We start from the raw sequence: 21033 nt of genomic DNA on the forward strand, positions 1-21033 counted from the left end.
TGCCGTTCCGTTCGGCTCAGCGGCGAGCGACCCGCTCCCGGGCCGTGCGCAGGGCGTCCAGGAAGCGGCCCGCGGACGCCGCGCCCTGCGTGCGCAGGGTCAGCAGGTAGCCGGTGCCGTTGAGCCGTGTCAGGGTGCGGCGCCGCACCGCGAACCGCGGGGTCAGGGCGTGGACGTCCTCCACCGGGGCGCTGTCGATCTCCCGCCCGCGGCTGGTGAGCAGCACCAGGCGGCCGTCACGGATCAGGACCTGCCCGCCCCGGGTGAGCGACCGCAGCCGCCGTCCGATCCGCACCCCTGTGGCGGTGAACTCCGCTTCGGCCACGGCGCATCCCCTCCTTCGTCCGCTCGAAGTCTGCCCGCTCCGGGGGGCGTGGCACCAGCGCCTGCCTATGATCGGGAGACAGGCGCGAACGGAAGGCGGCGCAGGTGGACAGCAGCGAGAAGGGTGACCGCGAAGACCGTGCGAGGCCGGCGGAGGCGATGCCCACCGTCGACGTGGACCGGACCGACCCGGACTACCGGGGGTGGCTGAAAGAGGCCGTGCGCAGGGTCCAGGCGGACGCCAACCGCTCCGCCGACACACACCTGTTGCGCTTCCCGCTCCCCGACGCCTGGGGCATCGACCTCTACCTGAAGGACGAGTCGACCCACCCGACCGGCAGCCTCAAGCACCGCCTCGCCCGTTCGCTGTTCCTCTACGGCCTGTGCAACGGCTGGGTCCGGCCGGGCAAGCCCGTCATCGAGGCCTCCAGCGGTTCGACCGCGGTGTCCGAGGCGTACTTCGCCGCCCTGATCGGCGTGCCGTTCATCGCCGTGATCCCGCGCACCACCAGCTGGGAGAAGCAGCGGCTGATCGAGTTCCACGGCGGCCGGTGCCACCTGGTGGACGATCCGCGGACGGTCTACGAGGTCTCCGCCCGCCTCGCGGAGGAGACCGGCGGCCACTACATGGACCAGTTCACCTACGCCGAGCGCGCCACCGACTGGCGCGGCAACAACAACATCGCCGAGTCGATCTACCAGCAGCTGCGCCTGGAACGGAACCCCTGCCCGGCGTGGATCGTGGCCACCGCCGGCACCGGCGGGACCTCGGCCACCCTCGCCCGCTACATCCACTACATGCAGTACGAAACCCTGGTGTGCGTCGCGGACCCGGAGAACTCGGTGTTCTTCGACGGCTGGGTGAGCGGCGACGACTCCGTGTGCTGCGACCGCGGTTCACGGATCGAGGGCATCGGCCGCCCGAGGGTGGAGCCGAGTTTCGTGCCCGGTGCCATCGACCGGATGATGAAGGTGCCGGACGCGGCGTCGGTGGCGGCGGTCCGCGCCCTGGAGGCGGCCATCGGGCGCAAGGCCGGGGGATCGACGGGCACCGGCCTGTGGAGCGCCTTCAAGATCGTCTCGGAGATGCTCGCGGCGGGCCGCACGGGCAGTGTCGTCACCTTGCTGTGCGACCCCGGCGACCGGTACCTGGACAAGTACTATTCCGATGCCTGGGTCACCGGACAGGGCCTGGACATCACGCCGTACGCCGTCACCATCGACACCTTCCTGACGGCCGGGACCTGGCCGGACTGACGCGGTCCGCCCGTTCCGTTCTGTTACGTCGTGGTCACCAGGAGTCCGCCGGAGTACCGCCTTCCCTTCCACGGGCGCTCTTAGCGTCCGGATATGACGATCTCTCACGTCGCGCCTCCGGCGGTCGCGCCGCCGACCCCCGCGCCCGGTGCGGCCGCACCGCCGGTGCGCCGGGCGCCGGTACCGCCCGTCCAGGCGCGGCGCCGGCGCATGCCGCCCCCGGCGCGCCTGGTCGTCCAGGCGACCGCCGCGTTGGTGGCCGTCCTCGCCCTGTGCCTCGCCGTGGTCGTCGGGGCCGTCACCGTACGGTCGGACGCCGAGCAGTTGCGCGACACCTCCGCGCACCGCGCCGCCGTCACGGCGGAACTCCGCTTCGCCCTGGCCGATCTGGACGCCCAGCGCGCCAACCAGCTGGTGCCCGGCCACGCGGTCGACGACCCCGAGGTGTCGGTCGGCAACCGCCTCCTCGCACTCATCACCGCCCAGCAACGCCGGGCCCAGGCCAGCGACCTCCTCCGGCAGCTCGGCGGCGACGAGGCCCATGCCGCGCAGGTGCGCGGCATCCTCGACCTGCTCGGGCGCTACGACGACGCCAGCGGTCGTGCCGCCTACGTCGACGAGCAGCACCACGAGCGGGCCGCGGGCCACCCGCCGGTGGTCGCCGTCGCCTTCTCCGCCGAGGCGGGCGACATCATGCACAGCCACCTGCTGCCCAAGGTCGCGACCCTGGCGAAGGCCTACGACGCGCAGGCCACGGCGGCGTCGCGCACCGCGCAGGACGCCGCCGTGGGCTCGGCCGTGACCGTGGGGCTGCTGGGCCTGGTCGCCGTCGCCGTGCTCCTGTGGTGGCAGCGGGACCTGACCCGCCGTTACCGCCGTGTCCTCAACCCGGCGCTGGCCGCCGCCACGACCGCGGCGCTCGGGGTCACCCTCGCCGGCGTGTTCTCCTTCACCGGCGCCGCCGCCGACCTCGACGCCGGGACCCGGGACGGACTGCGCCCCTGGTCCCGGCTCGCACAGGCCCGCGCGGTCGCCGCGGAGGCCGCCGCCACGCAGAGCCGCTGGCTCGTCAACGGCGCCGAGCCGCAGCAGCGCGCCGAACTCGACGCGCTCAACCGGCGGCTGGACGGCCTGCTGGCCCCCGACGGCTGGGCCGCGGCGGACGAGCGTCCCGCGTACGCCGACGTCAACGAGCGCTACGGGCACTTCCGCGCCGACGACCGCAAGCTCGTCGAGCTGATGGCCGGCCAGCGGATCGACGAGGCGGCCGTGGTGCTCACGGACGTCGGACGCGGTGAGGTGGGGTTCGACTTCTGGGACTTCTCGACCACCCTGGACGTCCTCGCGCAGGAACAGCAGGCCGACTTCACCGTGCGCACGGACGCCGCGCGCTCCGCGCTCGACGGCTGGCCCGCCGTTCCCGCGGGCGTCCTCGGCATCGCCGCGGCCCTCGTCGTGGTCGGTGTGCGGCCGCGGCTCGCGGAGTACCGGTGAGGCGGTGGTCCCGGGGCCGACGGGGCTTGTGGGGAAACTGCGTTCGGTTATAGAAAGGCCTGTCAGTCCGATCTTGTGAAAGAGCCTCCGGTGACCACCACTCCACCGCCCCCCGACGACGTCCCCTCCGTGCCCGACGACGTCTGGGAGCGGTTCGTCCAGGACAGCGAGGCGGAGATCCGCGCGTCGGCGCCCAAGGAACCCTCGGCGCGGGCCCGTATGGTCACCGAGCGACTGCGGCAGCAGGACGCGGAGGCGGCGCGCCGCACCAAGCGCAAAGGGCGCGGCAACCCGCCGCCCGCGCAGCCCGAGGGCTGGCGCACCGGCCCGGCGGTCTACGCGGTCGAGGCGCGCGGCCACCGGCGCCGCCGGTGGCTCGGGCTGGTCGGCGTCCTCGTCGCCGTCGGGGTGCTGCTGTTCGCTTTGAACCCGGGCTGGGCGCTGGACGCGATGCGCGGCAGCGCGGCCCCGGCCCCCTCGCCGCTCCCCGCGGAGACCGCGCGGCCGACGAGCGCCCCGTCGAAGGAGGCGTTCCCCGGCACGCCCACGCTCGGGGACCCGTTCGCCGGCTCCCCGGCGAAGCAGTACGCCGACGGCGCCGCGGGGATCGTCCCGCCGAAGGCGCGGTCGGCCGGCTGGATGACGTCGGCGCAGGTGAAGGCGGCCCTCAAGAACGTCAAGGCGTACCTGGTCGACACCAACCTGGACCCCGCGACGCTTCGGGGCGAACGGCCCGACGCCGCCCTGGGGATGATCGATCCGAGCCAGCGCGACCTGCGCACCCGGTTCGAGACGGCCTTCCGCAAGCCGACCGAGAAGAACGACCCGCTCCGGCTCGCGGTGCGCTTCAAGCCCTCCGAAGTCGCCCTGGCGGGAGACGTGGTCAAGACCCGCGGCCGGATGACCTTCGCGAAGGGCAAGGACCGCGCCGTCGTCGTCCACGCCGACTACACCTTCGTGTACCCCCTGGTGCAGGCAGGGTCCGGTTCCACCGAGGTCGCCCGGACGATCATCCGCCGCATCCTGGACGTGGAGTTCCCCGACCCGTCCCGCTACCGGGTGACCCCCGGCAAGCTCGCGATCACCCTGTACGTCGACGACGTCGCCAACACGGCCTGCTCCGTCCACGACGGCTGGCTCCACCCGCAGTTCGCCTCCGGCGCCTCGCCGGGTGACGACCCCGGTCGGTCGGGGCCCACCGTGGACCCCTACGACCGCAGCAGGGACCTCGAGGCCGAGCGGACGGGGTCAGAGGGCTGCGGCACCGTCTCCCGTACCTGAGGCCCCGGCCCCGCCGGGAGGCCCGTTCAGGAGGCCAGCCGGCGGTCCAGCGAGCGGACCGCGGAACGGAACGACAGGCCGAGGCCCGGGCGGGACAGGAGCAGGAAGGTGCGCAGGGGCGGGGGGCCGTCGGCGGCGAAGGTCCAGCGCACGTGGGTGCCGCCGCCCGGGGTGGGGGAGAGCGCCCATTCCTCCAGCAGGGCGCGCAGGCCCGGGGCGTTCGTGGCGTCGACGCGGTAGGCGAAGCGCCGCGGGGGCTCGTCGGCGAGGACGGTCTCCTCGAAGCGCACTCCTGCCCGGAGCCCGATCGCACGGCCCGTGGCGGTCGGCACGGCGGCCGTGACGGCGCCGAACCACGCCGTCCAGCCCTCGGTGTCCTTGGCCAGGGCGGCGTGCACGGCGTCGGGCGGTGCCGTGACGTCGGCGGCGAAGACGAGACGCAGCGGCGCCGAGGCGAGGAAGCCCAGGTCCACCTGACGTGTGGGGCGCAGTCGGCGGGTCATGGACCGTACGGTAGTTGATGCCCCGTCAGTTGTCTGCGGGGCTCTCGCGCAAGGCGCCGCCCGGCTCGGCCTCCCCGGGCTCGCCGGCGACGATCAGGTCCGACAGGTGCTCGGCGATCTCCGCCCGGAGCACCTCGGGGATGCCCGCGTCGGTGACGAGGGTGTCCACGTCCTCCAGGGTGGCGAAGGAGCTCAGGCCCACGGTGCCCCACTTGGTGTGGTCGGCGATGACGACCACCCGGCGTGCGGAGCGGACGAAGCGCCGGTTGGTCTCCGCCTCGGCGAGGTTGGGGGTGGACAGGCCGGCCTCGACCGAGATGCCGTGGACGCCGAGGAAGAGCAGGTCGAAGTGGAGCGAGCCGATCGCCCGGTCCGCGACGGGGCCGACGAGGGAGTCCGAGGGGGTGCGCACACCGCCGGTGAGGACGACGGTCGCGGCGCCCTCGCGGCCGCCGCCCGCGCCGCGGGCCGCGGAGTGGAAGACGTCGGCGACGCGGACGGAGTTGGTGACCACAGTGAGGTCGGGCACGTCGAGGAGGTGCTGCGCCAGGGCGTACGTCGTCGTGCCGCCGGTGAGCGCGATGGCGCTGCCGGGGGTGACCAGGCGGGCGGCGGCGCGCGCGATGGCCTCCTTGGCCCCGAGCTCGAGACCCGCCTTCGCCTCGAAGCCCGGCTCGTGGCTGCTGGCGGGGGCGACCGGCACGGCGCCGCCGTGGACCTTCTCGACCACGCCCTGACGGGCGAGCGCGTCGAGGTCGCGGCGGACGGTCATGTCCGACACGTTCAGCTTCCGGGTCAGCTCGTTGACCCGGACCCCGCCGCGGCGCCGGACCTCGTCCAGGATCAGCGCACGCCGCTGTTCCGCGAGCAGGTTCTGGTTGTCGCTCACCCGAGGTCCCGTCCCATCCTCTGATGTGATCCCGATGCTGCCCGGACCGGCAGTCTCGCCATCCTTCCACGACCGCCCCCGCCGGACGGGGGACGAAGGGCGCGGGGTGACCGGTCCCACACGTACCGCGTGTGACACGTTCGGGTGGCATTCGTGAACACCTCTGTCCCGTACTGGTACGTGTGCCCGATTCTGAATACGCGCGATGCCGTACGCGCGTCACGGGGAAAGTACGGGGAGGCGATCGCGATGCGGTCGGATACGGTAAGGACGGAACTGGCGCTGGAGTTGCTGGTCCATGGCGTCGGCGGGACGACGCCGCAGACGATGCTCAACGACCCGCGCATCACGCGCGTCTGCGGTGACGACACCGCCGGGATCTACAGGCGTGCCGACGACGCCGACGCGGAGCGGCGTCCGCAGGAGTACGGCGAGGGCCCGGTGCCCGACGCCTACTCCTGGTGCAATCTGACGTCCGGGGACGGCAGTCGTGCGCTGTGGCTGCTCCTGCTGCCCTTCATGGTGGCCAACCTGGCGCACTGGATGCGGCCGCCGGTCTCCCGGCCGCGCCTGGACCGGGCGTACGACGTGCTGGTGCGGGTGCTGGCGCTGTCGCTGACGGTGCTGCTGGTGGCGGCGGCCTGCGAGGTCGCGATGGACCTGGTGGCCTGGCAGTGCGCGGGCAACGCGGCCTGTGCGGGCGGGAAGAGCTGGCTGTCGTTCCTCGCCGCCGGCGAGCCGGGGCGCCGGATCGCCGCCGGGGCCGCGCTGCCCGTCGGGCTGACCCTGCTGCTGTGGTGGCTCTCCCGGCGCACCTGGTACGCCTACGAGTCCCAGCGGCCCCTGCCGGGCCCGCATCCGGAAGAGCGGGAGGGGCCGGACGTCACGCCGCTGGCCCGGCGGGGCTTCTGGTACGGGCGGCGGCTGGTCGCCAGGCTCCGTGCGGCCCATACGGCGGCGGGGCTGCTCACGGTCGCGGTCGCCCTGGTCGTCCCGCCGCTCGAAAGGGACATGGACGTCGGCGGGATCCGGATACTCGCCGCGGTCGGCTGGCTGCTGACGGGCGCCCTGGCCGGCTTGACCGTCGCGGCGATCGCCGTGACCTGCGGCATGGGACGCAGCGAGCACGCGCCGGACGAGGCCCTGGATCCACGGCTCGCCCGGGCGATGCTGGGCGGGGCGGCCGCGGCGCTGCTGGCTACGGCCGGATACGCCTGCTGGCACCGGCCGGGATGGAACGCCGGCGGGCGGCTGCCCGCAGGGGAGGCCTTCGGCTGGCTCGCCCTGGCACAGGGGCTGTTGCTCGTGGCGCTGGCATGCGTCGCGCATCTGATGCACCGCTCCGGCGGCGGGCGGGCGGAGCTGCGAGGTCTCGGCGGGCCGGCGGTGGCCCTGCTCGCGTGCTCGCTCGGCGGGGTGCTCACCGGAGGGATCACCCAGCGGGTCGCGGACTGGCTGGACCGCGGGGCCACGCCGGGCGGCGGGGACGGAGCCGTCGCCGGGCCGCCCGTGCTGCTGTCCTGGCAGGCATCGGCGATCCCGCTGCTGCTGCTGGTGCTGGCCGTGGTGGTCGTCGCGCGCGGCAGGAGGCTGCTGCGCCGGACGCGGGCGCTGGTGCCGAAGGTGGAGTCCGACTATCCGGGGGAGGAGCACGAGCCGGCGCGCAGCCGCCAGATCGCCCTGGCCCGGGCCAGGGCCGAACTCACCGATCAGGCTGCCCTGTTCATAGGGGTCATCGGGACGGTGGCCTTCCTGCTGGGCGCGGGGGCGCTCGCCGGGGCCTGGCTGGGCGGTGCCGTTCCCGGGCGGGCCGGGGCCGACCCGCCCGGATGGGTGCGCACGGCCGCGGAGACCGCCCAGGCCCTGGGCTCCTGGCTGGTCGGCGCCGGGGTGGTGGCCCTGATCGCCCTCGGCCGCAGGGCCTACCGCGACGCCGGGGCACGCCGCACCGTCGGCATCCTCTGGGACGTCGGCACCTTCTGGCCGCGCGCCGCGCATCCCTTCGCCCCGCCCTGCTACGCCGAGCGCGCGGTGCCGGACCTGACCTGGCGCATGACGACCTGGACGCGGGCCAACCACGGCCGGATCATCCTCTCCGGGCACTCCCAGGGGAGCGTCCTGGCCGCGGCGGCGGTCTGGCAGCTGGATCCGGCGACCCGGGCGCGGATCGCCCTGCTCACCTACGGCTCGCCGCTGGGCCGGTTGTACGGGCGCTGGTTCCCCGCCTACTTCGGGCCCCCCGCGCTGACCTCGCTCCACGGCGAGCTGCACGCCTGGCGCAATCTGTGGCGGCGTACGGATCCGATCGGCGGCCCGGTGCACCTCGACGAGCCCGGGCCACCGGTCGACCGGGCGCCGCTGCCCGATCCTGCGGCGTACGGCCGGACGGAGGAACACCCGCTGCCCGCGCCCCTGCTGACCCACTTCGACTACCAGGCCGACCCGGCCTTCGCGGCCGAGCGCGGGGCGCTGCTCCGCTGGCTGTACCGCAACGTGGAGGGAGTGCTGCCCGGGCAGGGTCAGGGCAGCGGGGGGAGGTCCTCCGGGTAGAGCAACTGCAGCTCCTCGTGGCTGGGCTCGCTGATCCGGGCGAGCCGGCCCGCGTGGCGCTCGACCATGGCCTCGAAGGTCTGCCGCGCGGTGCGGCCGTTACCGAAGGCCGGGCCCTTGGGGATCGCGGTGAAGTACTTGTAGAGCGCCTCGCCGGTGTCCTCGGAGAGCTGGTACTCGTGCTCCTCGGCCTGGGCCCGCACGATCCGCAGCAGCTCGACGGGGGTGTAGTCGTCGAAGGTGATGGTCCGCGAGAAGCGGGAGGCGACACCGGGGTTGGCGGACAGGAAGTGTTCCATCTCCGCGGTGTAGCCCGCGACGATCACCACGACGGCCTCGCGGTGGTCCTCCATCAGCTTCACCAGGGTGTCGATCGCCTCCCGGCCGAAGTCCCGGCCGGAGTCCTCGGGGGCCAGGGCGTAGGCTTCGTCGATGAAGAGCACCCCGCCGCGGGCGCGTTCGAAGGCCTCCTGGGTGCGGATGGCGGTCGAGCCGATGTGCTCGCCCACCAGGTCGACTCGGGCCACCTCCACCAGGTGGCCGCGCTCCAGCACGCCCAGGGTGGCCAGGATCTCGCCGTAGAGCCGGGCGACGGTCGTCTTGCCCGTGCCGGGGGAGCCGGTGAAGACCAGATGGCGGCGCGGGGAGGGGGCCTTGAGGCCGGCCTCGCGGCGTCTGCGGCCCACCGCGATCAGGTCGATCAGGGAGCGCACCTCACGCTTGACGTTCTCCAGGCCCACCAGCGCGTCGAGTTCGGCCAGCACCTCGTCCGAGGGACGGGTGTCCCCGGCCGGGGCCGGCGCGGGCACGGCCGCGGGCCCGGCGGTGCTGGTCGGCGTCACGGGCAGTCCGCCGAGCAGCCCGAACGACGTGGGCGCGGGCTGCCGCTCACCCGCCGGAGCCGGCACACCCGACGACGACTCCGGCACGGTGCGGCGCTCACCGCTCTGGTCCCCGGTGCAGTCCTCCGTCACCGGGCCCGGCTCCGCGAACTCGTAACCGCCGCGCGCGCACCGCTCCGTGCGGCAGCGGGTGAGCGTGGAGCGGCAGCCGTCGATGATGTGGAAGCCGTAGCCCCGGCTGCCCGTGACCCGGCAGCCCGTGAAGGTCCCGCGGCCGCCCGCGGAGACGTAGAACCCGGCCTCGGCCGGGTTGGTCACGACACACCGTTCCAGCGTGGGATCGGCCCCCTTGGTGACGATGACCCCGGTCGCCGTGTCGTCGATGGTGCAGGCGGACAGCGTGCCGCCGCTGCCGTGGTCGCGGAACCAGGCACCGGTGGAGGCCTCGCGGATGCGGCAGTCGTCGAGCTGCACGGTGGCGCCGTCGCTGACCGAGACCGCGGTGTTGCGGACCTGGGAGATGTCGCTGTCGACCACGTCGGCGCGCGAGCCCCGGTCGAGCACGAACAAGGCGTCGGGCACGTCGTGCAGGCGGCAGGAGTCGAGGACGGCGGCGGCCCCGTCGCTGACCCAGACCGCCGGGTAGTCGCCCTGGCTGTCGTGGATCTCGCACTGGTTGGCGTCCACCCGGGTGCCCGGGTCCCACACCGACAGGCCGTTGCGGCCGAAGCGCCGCACCGTGGTGCGGGTGAGGGTGAGCACCGAACGGGAGCGCAGGTCCACGGCGTTCTCGGGGATGTCGTGGATGTCGCAGTCGGAGAGGGTCAGGGCGGCGTCGGTGTCCAAGGTGATGCCGTCGCCGGTGGTGCGGTGCACCTGGCACTCGGTGAGATGGCCGGCCGCGCGTGAGGCGACCTGTACGCCGGTGCCCTTGACCTCGTACACCTCGCAGCCGACCGCCTCGGCCACGGTGCCCTCACCGGTGAGGGCGAGTCCCGCCCCGGACGCGTTGCGGACCCGGCAGCGTTCCAGCCGCGGGGAGGCTCCGCCGCGTACGGAGATGCCGGTCTGGCCCGCGGCCACGACCTCGCAGTCCTCGAACAGCCCGCCCGCGGCCTCCAGGATGCTGATCCCGAGCCCGGCCGGGTTGTCGACGGTGCAGCGGCGCACGGTCGGCCGTGCCCCGTCGCGGACCTCTATGCCCACCGCGGACCGCGTGCTGACCCGCAGTCCGGTGAGTTCGGGTGCGGCGCCCTCGACCAGGAGGGCGGCGGCGGAGGTGTCCTGCCCCTCGACGGAGAGGTCCTGGACCGTCGCCGCGGCCCGTACGGTCAGCGCGACACCGGCCGGCGGGGCGATGCGGACGGAGCCCGGCCCCTCGGCCGCGCGGAGCGTTATGGCCTTCTCCACGACGAGGTTCTCCCGGTAGGTCCCGGGGTTGACCGAGAGCACGTCGCCCTCGGCGGCCGCATCCAGGGCCGCGGCGAGGCTCTCGTACTCTCCCGTGCGGCGGCGCCACCGCGAGCTGCTGGTGTGCGTCACCTGAACCACGCCCTGTGCCATGGAGATGCTCTGCCCCGTCCTCTTGCACTGCGCCGACCTGGGGGCCTCAACGGTAGCGCGCGCGGGGCGCGCGCCAGCACCCGATGCCGATGGATCACCTGATGGAACCGGGCGGATGAGGCCGATTGCGGATGATCCGTGGCACCGGCGTACGTATCCGGCGTGGTCAGCCGCCCGCCCCGGCGCGGCCCCAGCTCTGCCCGGCCGCGGCCCACTCGCGCTCCCACTCCGCGAGCCTGCGGCGCATCAACTGCCACATGAGCACCTGGCGCCCCATCAACCCCAGCACGCTCGCGGCGAGGAAGGTGCCGATCCCGGCGAGCATCGCATGCGTGGTGGCGGACCGGGTGTCCAGGGGCGGGGGCACGGGCACGGCACCGGACTTGTCGGTCCACATCGTGAGGTGGTCGCCCTTGTCGTGGGTGGCGGCCACGCGCACCTGGGCGGTGTGGACCTGCCCGTCCGGAGCGGTCCAGCGGACCACGGCGTCACGGCGTTCCTCGCGGACGTGGCCGGACTCGGGGTCGGGGTCGGCGGCCTCGCGCGGCCCGGCCTTGAGCACCAGGGCGCCGACCTCGATGCGGGTGGCGTGCTCGACGCCGACGGTGTGCTGGAGGGAGTGGTCCACGGCCAGCCCGGCGACCAGCCCCGCGGCCGGCGCCCCCAGGACGATGGCGCAGCCCGCCGCGACCCCCGCGCAGGCCTCGAACACGTCGGAACGGCGGCGCAGGCTGTTCTTCCGCCAACGCCACCACCGCACGTGCGTGGCCGCCATCGGGCCGCACCCCCTTCACCGTCCAAGTACCGCACATGGCACGGCACATGCGCGGCATGGACCGAGCGGGAGGGGGCCATCTCACGCCGGCACCCGTCCGGTGCCCGGACCGTGCCGCGGTCTCGGGACGCGTTCACTCCACCATCAACAACGCGTCTCCCACCCGGAGTGTTCCGGGTCGTACGGGCACGAGATTCTGTCCGAAAACCAGTCTGCCCCCGAATCTGCGGTGGCGCGCGAGGGTGCGCAGGGGTTCCCGGCCACGGGCCGCGGTGCGCTGGTCCGTCGTCGTCACCACGCAACGCCCACAGGGCTTCACGACGCGGAATTCGACTTCCCCGATGCGGATCCGGGTCCAGGTGTCCTCGGCCCAGGGGCCGGTCCCCGCGATGACGGCGTTGGGACGGAAGCGGTCCATCGGAAGGGGGCCTTCGCCGGGGTGGTCGCCCGCGGCGATCAGGGCGTTGAGGGCGGCCAGCGAGGCCTCGGTCGTCACGAGCAGGGGGAAGCCGTCGGCGAAGCTGACGGTCTCACCGGGGCGCGCGTAGTCCGGGTCTATCGGGCGGCGGCGGGCCGGGTTGTCGAGGTGGACGAGGGTGACCTCCGTGCCCAGGTACGTGCTGAACCAGGCGGCGGCCGCGTCTCCCGCGGGCACGGCCTCCACCTTGTCGCCCCATATGTGCACCGGGACCGTCGTGGACGGTCCCGGTGCGTCGATGTCCAGCAACGGCATCCCCGGGGCGGTCAGCAGCAGCCCACCACCGGGGGACGACTCCGCGCGTGCCAGGGCCAGCCGGGGCTGCTCCCGCTGCGTGACGCATCGTCCCGCAGCGTCGGCGAGCATCCACCGGCGGTCTCCGGCGAGCCCCCACGGCTCCACCAGCGCCTCGGACAACCGCTGTCCACCGAGCGACTTGACGGGGTGGACGTGCAGGGAGCTGAGGCGAGGTGTCGGCGTCGGAGTCGTCATTCCGCCATCGTGCCAGGCGGCGCGGTCACCCGTCGGCGGGGACCGGGCTGCCCGCCGGCGTCAGCCGGAGTAGTAGCCCTGGCCGAGGTTGCGCCGCTGGTACGGCTGCTCGTCGTAGCCGCTGGGCGCCACGGGGCGCGGCGGCGCCGGACGCGGCGCGGCGGCGGGGCGCACCTGCTCGTAGCCGGCCGGGCCCTGGTACTGCTGCGGGGCCTGCTGCGCCTGGTACCCGCCGTTGAAGGCGGCGGGCCGGGGCGCGGTGGCCTGCTGCGGGATGTAGGGCGCCGGCGCCTGCTGCAGCTGGGGCTGCTGGTAGCCGGGCGCCGAGTAGCCGGAGTACGACGGCGTGCTCGGCGCGGAGGAGTACTGCGAGGGGCCGGGCGGCAGCGCGGGGAGCGCGGCCGGCAGGGCCGGGAGATTGCTGCCGGTGTCGTACGCGGACGGTACGCGGATCGGCGCGATCTGAGGGGTGCCCCGCTCTGCGACCAGGCTGTCGTAGATGGGGGTGTCGGGGAAGAACGGCGACGTGTAGTAGCCACCGCCGTAAGAACCGCGGGGGGAGGTCATAGCCCATAAGTTAAGCCCACGATGTGCTGGTTGGGGAGACCGATTAGCAGGTCATTTCATGTGCAGTGAGTGACGGCTGACCCCTATTGCGAGCGAATCGGAGGAAATCGGTCCGTGGCCGCCGTTCGGATCGCGTAAAGGCGCTGGGCCTGGGGCGTTACCGCTCGTCACGCAGGAACACGGGCGCGGGGAAGCACCCGGCCGGGTGGTGCCGGAGGGTGACGGGACCGGCACTCTCGCGCACCAACAGGTCACCCGCACGAAGGAGGAACGCGGCGTTTCCGTGACTCCGGCGAACTTCGTCCCGGGAGGCCCCCGATATGCCACAGTGGGCCATGCGCGTCGCCATGCTTTTCGGGCAGAACCGGCCGGCGCGGCCGGAGGAATGGCACAAGGCCGCTGCGACCGTCGCCGACGTGGTCGACGTGGTGGCCGTCCGCGAGTTGACCCTGCCCGCCGTCCGCGGGGTCCCCTACGCCGGCCGCGACCCCGAGCGGCCGCACCACTACCAGGTCGCCGTCCCCCACGGCGGCGCCGTGGCGCGCCGGATCACCGCGGGCCGCGTCGAGGGCGTGCTGCGCCACGAAGCGGCCGAGTGCGGCCGGTTCGACCTCATCCACGGCCATGTGCCCGGCGCCGGGGGACTGCTGCCCCGGCTCGCACGGACCGCGGGGCTGCCCTACGTGCTGAGCGAGGACGACCCGTCACTGTTCGGCCACCCCACGCGCCCGCTCCCCGGTCTTCCCGCGCGGCGGTCCCGCGTGCGGATCTACCGCGAGGCCGCCGCCGTCCTCGCGGTCAGCGACGCACTGCTGCTGCGGCTCGGGGAACTCCGCCTCCCGGGCCGGCACCGCCTCGTGCCGCACCCGGTCGGCCCCGAGGCACTGCCGCCGGTGCCCGCCCGCACCCGGATCAGCCAGGACCCGGTGCGGGTGGCGGCCGCCGGGCGCTTCGAGGCGCACGAGGGCTGGGAGGTGCTGGTGCGCGCCTTCGCCGGCGCCCGGGTCAAGGACCCGCGGCTGCGGCTGGACGTCATCGCCGAGGGGTCCGCCGAACTCCCCGGCGACGTGCGCGAGCTGATACGCAAGTGCGGAGTGGCCCACTTCGTCACGGTGCGCCGGGCCCGCGGCCGCGCCGAGGCGCTGCACACCGTCGCGCACGCCGACCTCTTCCTCGTGGCGAGTCATGTGGAGAGCTTCTGCGTGCGCGCCCTGGACGCGCTCTGCTGCGGCACCCCCGTCGTCGGCACCCGCACCGGCGCGCTCCCCGAACTCGTCGGGCACGACGGCGGGGTGCTCGCCCCACCCGGTGACGCCCCCGCACTCGGCCGGGCGCTCGTGGAGGCCGCCGCCCGGTTGTCCGCGCGCCGTCCCGCGGCCCTCGCCGACCGCACCCGGCGCCGCTACGGCACGGCAGCCGTCGGCGCCCGGCTCGCCGTCGTCTACGCCGAGGCGTCGTCGGGCCGCGGCCGCGTATAGGTGCGGCCCTTCCACGCGGCCCCACGGCCCCGGCCGTGCTGCACCGCCGAGTCGACCGTCATCAGCAGGTAGAGGACGGCCGTGAACGGCAGCAGCAGCGCCGGCCACGGCGGCAGCCGGTAGTAGCGGAGCATCGGTAGGTAGGTGCCGCACATCAGGGCCCACGCCGCCGCGCCCGCCGCGCACAGCGAGCGGTCACCGGTGACCGCCCCGCCGATCGTGGCGAGCGGCGGGAGCACGTACACCAGCAGCAGGCCGAGCACCGTGCCGGCGAGGAGGACCGCGCTGTGCCGCAGCTGCGCGTACGCGCTGCGCGAGACCATCCGCCACAGCTCGGCGAGGCCGGGGTAGGGGCGGACGCTGTCGACCTCATCGGCCAGGCCCAGCCAGATGCGCCCGCCGGACCGTTTGACGGCGCGGGCCAGCGCCACGTCGTCGATCACCGCGTGCCGGATCGTGTCGGGCACGCCCGCCCGCTCCACCGCCGTGCGGCGGATCAGCACGCATCCGCCGGCGGCCGCGGCGGTCCTGGCACGCGGCCGGTTCACCCGGCGGAACGGGTACAGCTGCGCGAAGAAGTAGACGAAGGCGGGGACGATCAGCCGCTCCCAGGCCGTGGCGACCCGCAGCCGGGCCATCTGCGACACCATGTCCAGGTCGCCTGCCTGCGCCGCGGCCACCAGGTGGCGCAGCGATTCGGGGCCGTGCGCGATGTCGGCGTCCGTCAGCAGCAGGAACTCCGGGCCGCCGGACGCGGTGGCCACCTCGATGCCGTGGCGCACCGCCCACAGCTTCCCCGTCCAGCCCTCCGGCACGGGCCCCGGGGTCACCACGCGCAGCGGCAGCCCGTCCACCCGGACCGCCAGCGCACGGGCCAGTTCCCCGGTGCCGTCGCTGCTGCCGTCGTCCACCAGGACCACCTCGGCGCGTCCCGGGTAGCGCTGCGCCAGGACGCTCGGCAGGCTCCGCGGCAGCACCTCCGCCTCGTCCCGCGCCGGGACGACCACCGCCACGTCCGGCCACTCCCGGGGCTCCGCCGCGACGGCAGGCAGCCGCACGTCCGTCCGCCAGAACGCCCCCTGCGCCAGCAGCAGCCACACCCACGACAGCAACGACACCATGGTCACCCACGTCAGCCACGTCACCCCCGCAGTCTGCCGCCGTCGCCCTCCCGCGTGCGTCATTTCCCCCGGTACGGCCGCAGAGCGGGCCGACAATCGCATCGCGTAGGGTTGTCCCCCGTGAAGATCGCGCTGATGGACTCCGGTATCGGCCTGCTCGCCGCGGCCGCGGCCATCCGCCGGCTGCGGCCGGACGCGGACCTGGTGCTCTCCAGCGACCCCGACGGCATGCCCTGGGGTCCGCGCACCCCCGAGGACGTCACCGCGCACGCCCTGGCCTGCGCCCTCGCCGCCGCCGAGCACCGCCCGGAAGCGCTGATCGTGGCCTGCAACACCGCCTCGGTGCACGCCCTGCCCGCGCTGCGCGCGGCGCTCGAACCCGGCATCCCGGTCGTCGGCACCGTCCCGGCGATCAAGCCCGCCGCGGCCGGGGCCCGCAAGGTCGCGATCTGGGCCACCCCGGCGACCACCGGGAGCCCCTACCAGCGCGGGCTGATCGAGGAATTCGGCAACGGCGCCGAGATCACCGAGGTGCCGTGTCCCGGCCTCGCCGACGCCGTCGACCGGGCCGACGAGGCCGCGACCGCCACCGCCATCGCCGCCGCGGCCGCGCTCACCCCCTCCGACGTGGAGGCGGTCGTCCTCGGCTGCACCCACTACGAGCTGGTCGCCGACCGCATCCTGTCCGCCCTGGCCGGTCCCGCCCGGCTGTACGGCTCGGCGGACGCCGTCGCCGCCCAGACCCTGCGGCGGATCGGCGCCGAGCCGCGCCCGGACGCGGCGTCCACCGGGAGCCTCGCGGTGATCCTCAGCGGACGGGCGGGCGCCGTCACGCCCGAGGCGCAGGCCTACGCCGAGGGCCGCTCCCTCGACGCCGGAGTGACCCCCGCCACGGCCGAGGCGCGCTGACACCGCCCGGACGCGCCCCCGGGCGGCGTCCCCCCATTTCCCCTCCGTGGAACGGTGCCAACTCGTCGTGGGATGAGTAGGCTGCGGACTATGACGGACGCGCAGCGTGACGACGCGCGTACATCCCAGGTGTGGACCGGCCACGCGAGCAACCGCTTCCAGTGGCTGCTGGCGGCCGCGGGAGCGGCCTGCATGGCGCTCGGCATCGAGCTCGCCGTGGCCTCGCCCTACACCTCGGGCACGGTGCCGCTGGTCATGTCGGTCGTGGGCTGCATCGCAGCGGGGCTGCTGGTGCTGTTCGGAACGGTCGCGTTCACGCACGTCCGCGTGAACGTGGACCGCGAGGGGCTCCAGGTGCTCTGCGGCCACATCGGCGTGCCCCGCCGGCGGTTCCGGTGGGAGGAGATCAACGACGCGCACCTCGCCCCCGTCGTCAGCCCCCGCCACTGGGGCGGCTGGGGCTACCGCTGGCGGCCGGAACAGGGCACCGCGGTCGTGGTCCGCCGCGGGCCCGGTGTCGTCATCGACCTCGGCAACGGCCGGCACTTCACCGTCACCGTGGACGACGCCGAGGGCGCCGTCCGGGCCATCCGCAGCCGGCTGAGCCTGCGCCCGTAGCCGCCGGGCGGAGGCCGCGCCCGTAGCCACCGAGGGCTTCGGGCGCGGCCCCTCACGGCCGGCGCGTGGCTACGACCAGCGCGCCGTCACCCGTCCGGTTCCCGCGGCGCACGTCAGGAGCACGCCCAGCCCGGTGCGCTCGGCCGACGTGGCGCCCTCGGCCCCGTCCGTGTCGTCCGCACCGACGAGCAGGACGTTCCACGGCGTGGCCGGCGGGCGCTCGCCCCGGGCCTCGACCGTGACCGTGTCACCCGTACGGCTTACCCGGAAGACGGCGGCCGCCGTGCCGTCCGGTGCGGGCACGGTGGCGATCGTCTCGCCGCCGTCGGCCGGGGCGTGCACCCGCAGGGTGACGCCGTCGGCCCAGTCGTACTCCGGGCCCTCCTCAAAGGCGCCGAACGGCACAACCGAGCCGGGCCTCGCCAGCAGCGGGAGCGTGTCGAAACCGTGCGTCTCGCGCCGCCAGCCCGGCCCCTCGACGCGCTCGCCGGTCAGCAGGTGCGTCCAGGTGCCGGCCGGGACGTAGTACTCGACCTCGCCGTCCGCGCTGAGGACCGGAGCGACCAGCACGTCGTCGCCGAGCATGTACTGCCGGTCGAGGTGGTGGCAGGCCGGGTCGTCGGGGAACTCAAGCACCATCGCCCGCATCATCGGAGTGCCCTGGTCACGGGCCTGCAGTGCGGCCCGGTACAGGTACGGCATGAGGCGGTTCTTCAGGCGGGTGAAGTCGCGGGTGACGGCGACGGCCTCGTCGCCGAACTCCCAGGGCACGCGGTAGGACCTGCTGCCGTGCAGCCGGCTGTGCGAGGACAGCAGGCCGAACTGCACCCATCGCTTGAACAGCGCCGGGTCCGGCGTCCCCTCGAAGCCGCCGATGTCGTGGCTCCAGAAACCGAAGCCCGACAGGCCGAGCGACAGACCACCGCGCAGGCTGTCCGCCATCGCCGTGAACGTCGACTCGCAGTCACCGCCCCAGTGCACCGGGAACTGCTGCCCGCCCGCGGTGGCCGAGCGGGCGAAGAGCACCGCCTCGCCCTCGCCGCGCTCCTCGCGCAGCAGGTCGAAGACGACCTGGTTGTACAGCTGCGCGTAGTAGTTGTGCATGCGCTCCGGGTCGGAGCCGTCGTGCCACACCACGTCGACCGGGATGCGCTCGCCGAAGTCGGTCTTGAAGACGTCGACGCCCTGCCGCAGCAGCGCGCGCAGCTTCTCCGCGTACCAGGCGCGGGCCGCGGGGTTGGTGAAGTCGACCAGCGCCATCCCCGGCTGCCACAGGTCCCACTGCCACACGTCGCCGTTCGGCCGCATGACGAGGTAGCCCTCGCGCATGCCCTCCGCGAAGAGCGCGGACTTCTGCGCGATGTAGGGGTTGATCCAGGCGGAGACGCGCAGCCCGCGCTCCTTGAGACGGGCGAGCATGCCCTCGGGGTCGGGGAAGACCTCCGCGTCCCAGGTGAAGTCGCTCCACTGGTACTCGCGCATCCAGAAGCAGTCGAAGTGGAAGACGCTCAGCGGGATTCCGCGGTCCGCCATCCCCTGCACGAAGTGGCTGACGGTCGCCTCGTCGTAGGAGGTGGTGAAGGAGGTCGACAGCCACAGGCCGAACGACCAGGCCGGCGGCAGCGCGGGGCGGCCGGTGAGGGCCGTGTAGCGGGCCAGGATCTCCTTCGGGGTGGACCCCTGGACGACGAAGTACTCCAGCGACTGGTCCTCGACGCTGAACTGCACCTGGTCGACCACCTCGGAGCCGACCTCGTACGAGACCTTGCCGGGGTGGTTGACGAAGACGCCGTAGCCGCGGTTGGTGAGGTGGAACGGGACGTTCTTGTAGGCCTGCTCGCTGATCGTGCCGCCGTCCGCCTGCCAGATGTCCACGGTCTGGCCGTTCTTCACGAACGGGGTGAAACGCTCGCCCAGGCCGTACACCAGCTCACCGACCCCGAGCGACAACTGGGCCACCATGAAGTGCCGGTCGTCGGCGTCGGTGACGAAGCCCGTGCCGCGGGCGCCGGCCGAGGTGAGGACACGGCCGCCCGCGGTGAAGTCCAGGCGCCACGGGGCGGAGGTGTCGACGCGCAGCGTCAGTTCGCCCGAGGTCAGCTCGAGCACCGAGCCGTCGCGGGCGGTCTTCCCCGTGCCGCCGTCCCCGGCGCCGGCCAGGCCGAACTCCGGGCCGCGGCGGGCCTTCCCGGCGTGGTGGGTGGTGCGCACGCCGATCACGCCCTCGGCGGGGGACCAGCACTCGACCGTCAGCAGCGGGCTGTTGAGCGTGTCGCCGCGCTGCCGCACCGGCTTCACCGGCGCGTGGAGGACGATCCGGTCGTCCGCGACCGAGGCGTCGGCGACGGAGGCCGCGTACTTCGCCGTGACGCCCGGGCGCATCATCCAGAAGCCGTCGGTGAACTTCACGACCGCTCCTGCCGTCCCGCCCGGTGGGCGCCGATCAGGTCCCGGTACCAGCCGTAACTGGCCTTGGGCGTGCGCTTGGCGCCGTTGTCGTAGTCGACGTGCACGATGCCGAAGCGCTGGCCGTAGCCACGGGCCCACTCGAAGTTGTCCAGCAGCGACCAGACGTAGTAGCCGCGCACGTCCACACCCGCGTCCATCGCGGCGAGGAGCGCGTGGAGGTGGTCGCGGAGGTAGGCCACGCGGTCGGCGTCGTCGACGCGGCCGTCGGGGGAGAGGACGTCGGCCTCGGCCGAGCCGTTCTCCGTGATGAAGGCGGGCGGCAGCGACGGGTAACGCTCCTTGAGCTCCAGCAGCAGCGCCGTGAAGGACTCGGGCACCACGGGCCAGCCCATGGTGGTGTGCCGCGTCCCGTACGGGTCGGTCTCCCGCACACCGATGTCGACGGCGGTACGGCGGGCCGGGTCGGCCTCGCGGTGCGGGGCGTCGGTGACGGTGAGGGGGCGGTAGAAGTTGAGGCCCACGAAGTCCAGCGGGGCCCCGATGACCTCGAGGTCGCCCTCGCGGCGGTACGAGCCGTCGGCGAGCGCGCCCCAGGTCTCGGCCTCGCCGGTGGGGTAGCGGCCCGAGAACAGCGGCTCGGTCCACGTGTCGTTGTGCAGCGTCACGGCCCGGCGCAGCGCGGCCTGGTCCGCGGCGGAGTCGCTCGCCGCCTCGATGCGGTCGAGGTTGAGGGTGATGCCGACCTCGCGGGCGTCCGCCTCGCGCAGGGCGCGCACGGCCAGGCCGTGGGCGAGCAGCAGGTGGTGGGCGGCGGCCAGCGCGCCGGTGCCCTCCTGCGCGCCGGGGGCGTGCCGGCCCTCGGCGTAGCCGACGAAGGCCGAGCAGTAGGGCTCGTTGAGGGTGATCCAGCGCTCGACGCGGTCCCCGAGCCGCTCGGCGACGGCGGCCGTGTACGCGGCGAAGGCCTCGGCTGTCGCGCGGTTGCGCCAGCCGCCCTCGTCCTCCAGGGCCTGGGGGAGGTCCCAGTGGTAGAGGGTCACGGCGGGGGAGATGCCGGCGGCGAGCAGGTCGTCGGTGAGGCGGTCGTAGAAGTCCAGGCCCTTGCCGTTGACCGCGCCGCGGCCCTGCGGGACGACGCGCGGCCAGGCGACGGAGAAGCGGTAGGAGTCGACGCCCAGGTCGGAGAGGAGGCGTACGTCCTCGGCGTGCCGGTGGTAGTGGTCGCAGGCCACGTCACCGGTGGCGCCCTCGGCGGTGCGGCCCGGGGTGTGGCTGAAGGTGTCCCAGATGGACGGCCCGCGGCCGTCCTCGTCGTGGGCACCCTCGATCTGGTACGCGGCGGTGGCGGCGCCGAAACGGAAACCGGGCGGGAAGACCGGGAAATCGGTGGGCATGGGGGAGTGCTCCCTGGCTGGGTGGGTGGCGGGTACGTGGAACGGGACGGTGGGAACGGCGGACGGAGGGCGCCGGGTCTTCAGGGGCC

The 21033-nt window shown here is 74.1% G+C and carries 17 protein-coding genes; 7 read left to right on the forward strand and 10 right to left on the reverse strand.

The features are described from left to right. Positions 1-16: 16 nt before the first annotated feature. A complete protein-coding gene (locus ABZ312_RS34290; protein WP_500324342.1) occupies positions 17-325 on the reverse strand; it encodes a hypothetical protein in 309 nt (102 codons plus the stop codon). A 158-nt stretch (positions 326-483) separates the two neighbouring features. On the opposite strand from ABZ312_RS34290, the gene ABZ312_RS34295 reads away from it, so the two are divergent. The 3 genes from ABZ312_RS34295 to ABZ312_RS34305 all read left to right on the forward strand — a co-directional run bounded on the left by ABZ312_RS34295 (position 484) and on the right by ABZ312_RS34305 (position 4356). Next, a complete protein-coding gene (locus ABZ312_RS34295; protein ID WP_500439438.1) occupies positions 484-1581 on the forward strand; it encodes a PLP-dependent cysteine synthase family protein in 1098 nt (365 codons plus the stop codon). Between the two features lie 93 nt (positions 1582-1674). After that, on the forward strand, positions 1675-3075 hold the full coding sequence (locus ABZ312_RS34300; protein WP_500324341.1) for a GlnX family signal transduction membrane protein: 1401 nt from the start codon (positions 1675-1677) through the stop codon (positions 3073-3075). Between the two features lie 90 nt (positions 3076-3165). Continuing rightward, on the forward strand, positions 3166-4356 hold the full coding sequence (locus tag ABZ312_RS34305; RefSeq protein WP_500439428.1) for a hypothetical protein: 1191 nt from the start codon (positions 3166-3168) through the stop codon (positions 4354-4356). A gap of 26 nt (positions 4357-4382) precedes the next feature. Here ABZ312_RS34305 and ABZ312_RS34310 read toward each other — a convergent pair whose 3' ends face one another. Together ABZ312_RS34310 and ABZ312_RS34315 are read right to left on the reverse strand one after the other, a co-directional pair. Next, positions 4383-4859, reverse strand: a complete 477-nt coding sequence (locus ABZ312_RS34310; RefSeq protein ID WP_500324339.1) for an SRPBCC family protein — start codon at positions 4857-4859, stop codon at positions 4383-4385. A gap of 25 nt (positions 4860-4884) precedes the next feature. Then, a complete protein-coding gene (locus ABZ312_RS34315; protein WP_500324338.1) occupies positions 4885-5748 on the reverse strand; it encodes a DeoR/GlpR family DNA-binding transcription regulator in 864 nt (287 codons plus the stop codon). A gap of 249 nt (positions 5749-5997) precedes the next feature. On the opposite strand from ABZ312_RS34315, the gene ABZ312_RS34320 reads away from it, so the two are divergent. Further along, entirely contained in the window at positions 5998-8298 is a 2301-nt protein-coding gene (locus ABZ312_RS34320) for a hypothetical protein (RefSeq protein ID WP_500439429.1), read from the forward strand. Here ABZ312_RS34320 and ABZ312_RS34325 read toward each other — a convergent pair. From ABZ312_RS34325 to ABZ312_RS34340, 4 genes are all read right to left on the reverse strand, one after another. Then, a complete protein-coding gene (locus tag ABZ312_RS34325; RefSeq protein ID WP_500324336.1) occupies positions 8268-10703 on the reverse strand; it encodes a right-handed parallel beta-helix repeat-containing protein in 2436 nt (811 codons plus the stop codon). The genes ABZ312_RS34320 and ABZ312_RS34325 overlap by 31 nt on opposite strands. A gap of 166 nt (positions 10704-10869) precedes the next feature. Beyond that, the gene (locus ABZ312_RS34330) at positions 10870-11478 is read right to left on the reverse strand and encodes an Rv1733c family protein (protein WP_500357480.1); all 609 of its coding nucleotides are present in this window, start codon (positions 11476-11478) and stop codon (positions 10870-10872) included. 133 nt (positions 11479-11611) lie between these two features. Then, positions 11612-12448, reverse strand: coding sequence for an MOSC domain-containing protein (locus tag ABZ312_RS34335; RefSeq protein ID WP_500324334.1), 837 nt, complete (start codon positions 12446-12448; stop codon positions 11612-11614). Between the two features lie 60 nt (positions 12449-12508). Beyond that, entirely contained in the window at positions 12509-13015 is a 507-nt protein-coding gene (locus ABZ312_RS34340) for a DUF6643 family protein (protein ID WP_500357479.1), read from the reverse strand. Between the two features lie 320 nt (positions 13016-13335). On the opposite strand from ABZ312_RS34340, the gene ABZ312_RS34345 reads away from it, so the two are divergent. Further along, positions 13336-14493: a glycosyltransferase gene (locus ABZ312_RS34345; RefSeq protein ID WP_500324332.1), complete on the forward strand. Its 1158-nt coding sequence runs from the start codon at positions 13336-13338 to the stop codon at positions 14491-14493. Here ABZ312_RS34345 and ABZ312_RS34350 read toward each other — a convergent pair. Then, positions 14457-15614, reverse strand: a complete 1158-nt coding sequence (locus ABZ312_RS34350) for a glycosyltransferase (protein WP_500324490.1) — start codon at positions 15612-15614, stop codon at positions 14457-14459. The two genes, ABZ312_RS34345 and ABZ312_RS34350, sit on opposite strands and share 37 nt — an antisense overlap. 120 nt (positions 15615-15734) lie before the next feature. Here ABZ312_RS34350 and ABZ312_RS34355 point away from each other — a divergent pair, with 120 nt between their 5' ends. Further along, positions 15735-16523, forward strand: coding sequence for a glutamate racemase (locus tag ABZ312_RS34355; protein WP_500324331.1), 789 nt, complete (start codon positions 15735-15737; stop codon positions 16521-16523). Positions 16524-16613: 90 nt separating this feature from the next. After that, a complete protein-coding gene (locus ABZ312_RS34360) occupies positions 16614-17141 on the forward strand; it encodes a hypothetical protein (RefSeq protein WP_499510680.1) in 528 nt (175 codons plus the stop codon). A gap of 69 nt (positions 17142-17210) precedes the next feature. Here the strand turns inward: ABZ312_RS34360 and yicI are convergent, their stop codons facing one another. Together yicI and ABZ312_RS34370 are read right to left on the reverse strand one after the other, a co-directional pair. Beyond that, positions 17211-19550 (reverse strand): alpha-xylosidase, encoded by a 2340-nt coding sequence (gene yicI / locus ABZ312_RS34365; RefSeq protein ID WP_500439431.1) that lies wholly within the window; start codon positions 19548-19550, stop codon positions 17211-17213. Then, a complete protein-coding gene (locus ABZ312_RS34370; RefSeq protein WP_500439432.1) occupies positions 19547-20944 on the reverse strand; it encodes a GH1 family beta-glucosidase in 1398 nt (465 codons plus the stop codon). Before ABZ312_RS34370 ends, yicI begins: the two co-directional genes overlap by 4 nt. Positions 20945-21033: the final 89 nt, after the last annotated feature.

This window comes from Streptomyces sp. NPDC006207 (genome assembly GCF_040613835.1).
GTDB lineage: Bacteria > Actinomycetota > Actinomycetes > Streptomycetales > Streptomycetaceae > Actinacidiphila.

What these genes read in the sequence shown, in the direction of transcription:
- ABZ312_RS34340 (WP_500357479.1), bottom strand. Translation starts at nt 13,015, where the DNA reads ATGACCTCCCCCCGCGGTTCTTACGGCGGTGGCTACTACACGTCGCCG.
- ABZ312_RS34345 (WP_500324332.1), top strand. Translation starts at nt 13,336, where the DNA reads ATGCCACAGTGGGCCATGCGCGTCGCCATGCTTTTCGGGCAGAACCGG.
- ABZ312_RS34320 (WP_500439429.1), top strand. Translation starts at nt 5,998, where the DNA reads ATGCGGTCGGATACGGTAAGGACGGAACTGGCGCTGGAGTTGCTGGTC.
- ABZ312_RS34330 (WP_500357480.1), bottom strand. Translation starts at nt 11,478, where the DNA reads ATGGCGGCCACGCACGTGCGGTGGTGGCGTTGGCGGAAGAACAGCCTG.
- ABZ312_RS34325 (WP_500324336.1), bottom strand. Translation starts at nt 10,703, where the DNA reads ATGGCACAGGGCGTGGTTCAGGTGACGCACACCAGCAGCTCGCGGTGG.
- ABZ312_RS34350 (WP_500324490.1), bottom strand. Translation starts at nt 15,614, where the DNA reads ATGGTGTCGTTGCTGTCGTGGGTGTGGCTGCTGCTGGCGCAGGGGGCG.
- ABZ312_RS34335 (WP_500324334.1), bottom strand. Translation starts at nt 12,448, where the DNA reads ATGACGACTCCGACGCCGACACCTCGCCTCAGCTCCCTGCACGTCCAC.
- ABZ312_RS34295 (WP_500439438.1), top strand. Translation starts at nt 484, where the DNA reads ATGCCCACCGTCGACGTGGACCGGACCGACCCGGACTACCGGGGGTGG.
- ABZ312_RS34360 (WP_499510680.1), top strand. Translation starts at nt 16,614, where the DNA reads ATGACGGACGCGCAGCGTGACGACGCGCGTACATCCCAGGTGTGGACC.
- ABZ312_RS34300 (WP_500324341.1), top strand. Translation starts at nt 1,675, where the DNA reads ATGACGATCTCTCACGTCGCGCCTCCGGCGGTCGCGCCGCCGACCCCC.
- ABZ312_RS34370 (WP_500439432.1), bottom strand. Translation starts at nt 20,944, where the DNA reads ATGCCCACCGATTTCCCGGTCTTCCCGCCCGGTTTCCGTTTCGGCGCC.
- ABZ312_RS34310 (WP_500324339.1), bottom strand. Translation starts at nt 4,859, where the DNA reads ATGACCCGCCGACTGCGCCCCACACGTCAGGTGGACCTGGGCTTCCTC.